This is a genomic window from Nostoc linckia z4, assembly GCF_002608075.1.
Classification (GTDB): domain Bacteria; phylum Cyanobacteriota; class Cyanobacteriia; order Cyanobacteriales; family Nostocaceae; genus Nostoc; species Nostoc linckia.
Genome location: NZ_LAHA01000122.1, coordinates 1 through 6770 on the forward strand (window position 1 = coordinate 1; position 6770 = coordinate 6770).

General features: G+C 44.2%; 4 protein-coding genes. 1 reads left to right on the forward strand and 3 read right to left on the reverse strand.

The genetic code is table 11. From position 1 onward, the window contains the following. Positions 1 to 263: 263 nt before the first annotated feature. Positions 264 to 485 (forward strand): hypothetical protein, encoded by a 222-nt coding sequence (locus VF06_RS40040; protein WP_143861884.1) that lies wholly within the window; start codon positions 264 to 266, stop codon positions 483 to 485. Positions 486 to 681: 196 nt separating this feature from the next. On the opposite strand, the gene VF06_RS38540 is transcribed toward VF06_RS40040, so the two are convergent. The 3 genes from VF06_RS38540 to VF06_RS38550 form a co-directional block, all read right to left on the reverse strand. Then, positions 682 to 2091: a family 2B encapsulin nanocompartment shell protein gene (locus VF06_RS38540; protein WP_099072307.1), complete on the reverse strand. Its 1410-nt coding sequence runs from the start codon at positions 2089 to 2091 to the stop codon at positions 682 to 684. 105 nt (positions 2092 to 2196) lie between these two features. Then, the gene (locus tag VF06_RS38545; RefSeq protein WP_099072308.1) at positions 2197 to 3606 is read right to left on the reverse strand and encodes a family 2B encapsulin nanocompartment shell protein; all 1410 of its coding nucleotides are present in this window, start codon (positions 3604 to 3606) and stop codon (positions 2197 to 2199) included. Between the two features lie 68 nt (positions 3607 to 3674). Beyond that, positions 3675 to 6020 (reverse strand): family 2 encapsulin nanocompartment cargo protein terpene cyclase, encoded by a 2346-nt coding sequence (locus VF06_RS38550; protein ID WP_099072309.1) that lies wholly within the window; start codon positions 6018 to 6020, stop codon positions 3675 to 3677. Between the last annotated feature and the right edge of the window lie 750 nt (positions 6021 to 6770).

Sequence of the window (6770 nt, forward strand, 5' to 3'; positions counted from 1 at the left end):
TTTAACTAGATTACTTTCCTTGGTTTAAAGCTGATTTTATAGGGTATTGAATCAGGCTGTAACTAATTTTCAATTCAGGTTACAGTCATTAATTCATATTATCAAGTTTCTGCTAATTTTTGATTTAAAATCATATCTTCATAGCAAATAATAAGTTTTTAATATTTGAAGTTATCCTTTGATTTGCATTCAATATTTATCTAAGAAAATCGACTTTATTCTAGATATTTGAATTTGCTTCCTAATTCTTATTAGCAATTAAGATGCGTTCGCCCTGGTTTCGAGATAAACTTGGGCAACAGTGCGATCGCGATACGCTCAAGTCAAGTGTCTTAGTCAAACTGAAAACGGGTAAGCAGTCGGCCATATTCGTTATCAAGGAATTGGTGGTGGTACAGTACCAAGTGATATTGTTGAACTCAGAACAATGGGCAGAAAACTCTAATGGGGTTTGTGTTAGAACAAGTGAATATCCAGGTATTTGAGCGTAAAACCCAACTGACAGAAACTGCAAAAATTGCTTGATGAGGTGGGAGTATAGCTATGTCCGAACGGCTCAAACACGGTAATGGGTAAATGAAATTAGGCGATCGCTTTTTGTAGGAACAAATTTCAAGTTACTGTTAGGAGTTTTAACAAGCTTAAAACAATGAATACTGAAAAAGTCAGGTTTCCCTGACCTCAGCGCCCGATTTCTACGCCTTCAAGGATGCCAAGTGCGTCGGGGATGAGAATGGCTGCACAGTAGTAGGCACTGACAAGATAAGAAATAACAGCTTTTTCGTTGATACCCATGAATCGGACAGATAAGCTGGGCTGATATTCGTCTGGAATACCCGTTTTGTGTAAACCTACCACCCCTTGGTTTTCTTCTCCGACACGGAATACTAAAATAGAGCTAGTACCCTCTTTGGCGATCGGAATTTTGTTACAAGGAAAAATTGGATAGTTGCGCCATGCAGGTACAATCTTTCCATTGACCTCCGTGCTTGGGGAGTAGATACCACGACGATTACACTCCCGGCCAAAAGCAGCGATCGCACGAGGGTGAGCTAAGAAAAAATGGGATTTGCGCCGCCGAGAGAGCAATTCATCAAAATCATCTGGAGTTGGTGGCCCAGTGCGGGTATAGATACGTTGCTTAAGATCGGCATTGTGCAACAACCCGAAATCAGGATTATTCAGCATTTCGTATTCTTGCCGTTCCCGCAACGCTTCGATAGTTAGCCGTAATTGTTGCTCCGTCTGGTTCATAGGTTCGTTGTAGAGGTCAGCAACTCGCGTATTCACCTGTAAGATAGTTTGAGCGACGCTTAACTCATACTCCCGTGGACTCAAGTCGTAATCAACAAATGTTCTAGGTAACTCAGTTTCCTGACTATGACCGGCGGTCATGGCGATCTCTGCTTGATTATGTCTATCTTGGGGTTTACTCAACATAGCTCTAAAGCGATCGACCTGAGTCTGAAGCGTTGCAGACTGGTTCATCAACTCCCGAAACGCCTGTACTGACAAAGACAAAACTATGCAGCGTGTAACAGCTCTCAGGCTCACCTCCCAAGTGTCCTGAGATAGAACTATAGCTTCGCCACCAAAACAATCACCCTCAGCTAAGATATCCCGTAAAGCTTCCGCCTCATATTTTCCTGCCTTGAGCTTATTAACTTTACCATGAGCAATTAATAACACTTGGTCAGCTGGTTGACCTTCCTGTACAATTACCTCACCAGGGGCAAATTCTTGTTGCACAAAGCGGTCTGCCAAGGCGTTGAGTACCTCAATATCCTCAAACCCACGCAGTAAAGATAGTTCACAAAGTGCTTGGGGAATGACTTGCACCTGGGAGCCTGTATTGGTAAAGCTGACCCGTCCATTACCAACCTCATAAGTCAAGCGACGGTTAACCCGATAGGCCCCACCCGTGACTTGTACCCAAGGCAACATCTGTAATAACCACCTGGGGGTAATGCCTTGCATCTGGGGTGGAGTTTTCGTAGTTTTGGCTAAATTCCGCGCCCCTTTTGTGCTTAAGCTCATCTGGGGTTGCCCGTTTTCTTGGTATAAATCTGACCTAATTGAAGCATCTGTCATAAAGTTAACGTTTCATGCAACTAAATTTACATTCCTAACACAGAGCATCGGGGGTAGGGACGGGTTGTTCGTCCCTACTTTAAAGAGGATGTCCGACTCGACTACTTAGAGACCAACTTCTACATCTTCAAGGATACCTAGTGCGTCAGGAACGAGAACAGCTGTAGAGTAGTAAGCACTAACCAGATAGGAAATAACGGCCTTTTCATTAATACCCATGAAGCGCACAGACAAACTCGGTTGATATTCATCAGGAATGCCAGTTTTATGCAGACCAATGACACCTTGGTTGGATGCTCCCACACGCATTAATATTATGGAGCTAGTACGCTCTTTCGTAACAGGAATCTTATTGCAAGGATAAATGGGAATACCACGCCAAGCCGGAATTGCACTGTTACCCATAGGGATAGGGTTGGGATAAAGTCCAAGACGGTTGCATTCCCGACCAAAAGCAGCAATAGTGCGGGGATGAGCTAAGAAAAAGCTCGGTTCTTTCCAAACAATGGAGATCAATTCATCGAGATCATCGGGAGTTGGGGGGCCACTACGGGTAAAAATGCGTTGTTTAAGATCGGCATTGTGTAACAACCCGAAGTCACGATTGTTAATCATTTCGTGTTCTTGGTTTTCCCGTAATGCTTCGATAGTAAGCCGTAATTGTTCCTCCGTCTGATTCATGGGTTCATTGTAGAGGTCAGCAACCCGTGTATTGATTTGCAAAATGGTTTGAGCGACGCTTAATTCATATTCCCGCGGATTGATTTCATAATCTACAAAAGTCCCAGGTAATAGTGCCTCTGCAAGGTGGCCTGAAGAAATATCAATTAAGGCTTCCCCTTCTTCGTTTTTGGGTTGGCGCAATTTTGCTCTAAATTGATCCACTTGAGCTTGCAGAGCCTCAGACTGGTTAACCAAGTTTTGAAAAGCTGCTTGAGGCAGAGACAATATGGTGCAACGGGTAAGAGCAGTGAGGGTAACATCCCAAGTATCCTGAGATTCCACTAAAGCGTAATCACCAAAATGGTCGCCATCAGCTAATACAGCCAAAACAACTTGCTCGTCGTACTTGCCTGCGCCGATTTTGTTTACCTTACCATGAGCAATCAACAAGACTTGATCAGCCTCTTGACCTGCTTGGATGATGACATCTCCAGCAGCAAATTCTCGTTGGACAAACTGACTAGCCAAGGCGTTTAAGACTTCGACATTTTCAAATCTCCGCAACAAAGGTAACTCAGTGAGTTCTTGAGGAATGACCTGTATCTGGGCCCCTGTATTGGTAAAGCTTACCCGTCCATCTCCAACCGTATAGTTTAAGCGACGGTTGACCCGATAGCTCCCACCCGTGACTTGTACCCAAGGCAGCAGTTTTAAGAGCCACCGTGAGGTAATTCCCTGCATCTGGGGTTGGGTTTTGGTGGTTGTTGCCAAATTACGCGCCGCTTGCGTCTGTAAACTCATTGGCAGTTGCTCAATTTGATTGTCTAAGGGAGTATTTGCTGCATTAGTCATGATTAATCTCCATTGGTAATATTTGTTGACAAATTATTGGATTGACCGGAATACAAACTCAGATTGAGCTAACCTTCCGTTCTTAACAGCGATCCGATTTTGGTAGCTGAAGTCCCTAACCCTGTTGGGCCATTCAGTAAGTTCTGCACCACTGACCCAACATTGGTTTGAGTTGTTTTCTGACCAACACTTGGTCTAATTTGGGTTGCCGCAGTACCTAACCCTGTTAGGCTTTGGAGTAAGCGTTTTTCTGTCGAGTTATTCCGCAATTCAAATTCCTTATAGCGGTCTACTGCTCTATGCCATTTGAGCACCCCACACATCCATTGCTCTAGTTTCTTAACGTATCCGTACAGTTTCTTGCGGGTACTTGTATCAAGATTGAAATCGTCACACAAGATAGGGAGTTCAGTCGCAACAATATGTTCAAACTGAAGTGCACGTGAAGTCATCAGGTCGTTAACAATTGCAACAGCATGGGGGATATCGCAGTTAAGGAAATTTTGAACCGCCAGCACGCCATTATTAATCTCGCCCTCAAATTCGATTTCTTTCTGGTAAGAGAAAACATCGTTCGTCAAACAGGCGAAGTCGGCAGCTGAATTCTCAATTCCCTGCATGGTTCGGGTGCGGAAAATCTCTGGTGGGATCTCGTCCCCTTGGGAAAGTCGAGACAGGCTCATGGTTAGATCAGAGCCAAAGGTCTTACGGCGCATTTCCACATAGTCTATCGGGTCTGGAATGCGATTCTGAATCTGGTTAGCTAGCTCCCATAACCAACTTTCCGTCATATCCTTGATCGCTTGACGAAACTGGCGACGAGCATTAGCTGTCATCGGCCCAGCCGTCCGCGCCCAAATATCAGCTAAACCCCGTTCGACTGGGTTTGTTGGTACAGGAATAGGACTTCCATCAAGGGGCATAAACGCTGATAGTCGAGCGTTGAAAACTTTTGCCCCTGCCATGTTGCGGCTATGACCATACAGTGCAGGGAAGTAGTCATCGGCATAGGTTCCCCAAACTAACCAGCAGGCTGTGATATTTAACTCAACACTAGACCCATTGGGATGAATATAAGCACCACATAAAGCTACGTCAGCCACATCAAATTTGTGGTCATCCCAGATATAAATGCCGGGCATTCCTGGCAGTACGTCTAGCATCCCCATTTGACGCGCCCATTCCTTAGAGTGCTGTCGAGCCTCGTTTAGATGAGGATTCAAACTGGTGGAGAAGGGCATATAAAACTGCGGCAGCGTTACTGGCCCTACAGCCTGATAGGGAATATGGGTGAAGCTTTTGAACCGTTTTAGTCCCAAACTATCGTACAAAGCTCCCAGACGGGCCGCTGATGTACCTAGTCCAGTGGGGCCGCTTAAAAACCAGTTTGTTGTCGAAGATTTGTCTGATGTCTGGTTCATGTAGCGGCTCGATCGCATGTGCCACTCATGACCCCCCGATTGCCAGTCTTGAAGTCCTTTGGCATATAGCACTACTTTCAGACGCTCATCAGGAGTCAGACTATATTCCTCGAACAAGGAAGGAAGCTCAGTAAAAAAGGTGTTCTCGAATTGTTGTACCCGAGATGTTAATAAGTCGTTAGTGAAATTGGCGGCTTCCTGGGTACTGACATCGAGAAATCGTTCTAAAACCAGGATACAATTAGCATTTTCCCCTTCTTCTTCCACTTCTCTTTGGTAAGAGAAGATATCATTTCGCAGATGTACCCCATCAGAAAAGGTGTCTTTGAGGACACGCATTGGTCGAGTGGGAGCGATCAAAGCCGGAATTTCTGCCCCAACCACGTGTTCTACTAGGTTAGCTGACCAAGGTGCTCCTCCTACCTTACGGCGCATCTCAATGTACTCAATGGGGTTAGCGACTCGATCCTGGCTGATATTGGCGAGTTCCCAGAGAGATTCTTGGAGAAGATTGATCGTACTCTCAGAAAATCGGATTACCCAGTCTTGGGAGGCATTTGGGATGGTGCGAGTCCAGAGATCTACTAAACCCCGTTCTACGGCATTAGTGGGTTCTGGCGGTGTTTGTTGTGGCTGCACAGGCATAAACGCTGGCAGCCCATAAAGATACTTTTTAGCTCCGGTCGTATCTTGGGTACGTTTGTAAAGCTCAAGGAAGTGATCGTCGAAGAAAAATACCCAAACATACCAGTCAGTTACCAGATTGAGCATATGTTCATCAGCATCTGGATGTGTATACGAACACAATAGTGCATAGTCATGGGCATCAAACTTGTGCTCATCCCAAATTCCATAATCTTCTGAACCCTCTGTCCCACCCAAAATTCCCATCTCATAAGCCCAAGCTTTAGAATGTATCCGTGCCGCTTCCAGGTTTGGGTTCAGCCGTGCTGGCCAAGGTACATAAAATTCTGGCAGTTTAAAGGGTTGCATGATCTATGCGTAACCTCCTTTGGTTTTTTTACTATCTTTATTTCGTGGTTGAGTTTAGTACCGTTACGGTTCACGAGTATCCTTGCCACCCCAGCTACGTCCTTACCTTTGCTCATAGTGACTTGTGTCAAGGCGATCATACAAGATGCTTTTAATCCAAATAACGAGTTATGTAAGTTGTATTTGAAGTTTCCTATACCAAAAGATAAGGAATTTGCAAAAGATGTTTAAGTCATTACTTATTTCCGATACTGGCAGATGATTTTTTAAGAATTAATTATGGTGCTCTCATAATTTTCCATAATCGTAGAAAAAAAGCAATACGTAAACAAAGCAGTTAAATATTTAATTGAAAAATTAGAAAATAGTTAAGCAGACAGTTAAGACAGTTAAGACAGTTAAGCGGACAGTTAAGACAGTTAAGCGGACAGTTAAGACAGTTAAGAATATATTTAAAACATTTAAAACAATTAATGAAGAATAGTTACTAGGGTGTTCAGAATACAAGAAAGATATCAGGGCGAACGCATCTAAATATAGTACAAGTTTACTAAGAAATAGAGAAAGATAGCGATCGCACTCTGGGATGGAGGTTGAGCAATGAGGCTTTGATGGTAAAGTCATTGTAAAAGTAAAATCAAGCACCAAAAAGCGTAAAGCTTAAGCCCAGAATTACGATTACTGACCGCCAGTCGCTACAAGTCGGCAAAGCCGCCCAACGCGCTGGCTCACTTTGCACAGATGGAAGAC

Bases quoted from the DNA above. Each gene is read 5' to 3' on its own strand.
- VF06_RS38540 (WP_099072307.1), bottom strand. From the start codon at position 2,091: ATGACAGATGCTTCAATTAGGTCAGATTTATACCAAGAAAACGGGCAA.
- VF06_RS40040 (WP_143861884.1), top strand. From the start codon at position 264: ATGCGTTCGCCCTGGTTTCGAGATAAACTTGGGCAACAGTGCGATCGC.
- VF06_RS38545 (WP_099072308.1), bottom strand. From the start codon at position 3,606: ATGACTAATGCAGCAAATACTCCCTTAGACAATCAAATTGAGCAACTG.
- VF06_RS38550 (WP_099072309.1), bottom strand. From the start codon at position 6,020: ATGCAACCCTTTAAACTGCCAGAATTTTATGTACCTTGGCCAGCACGG.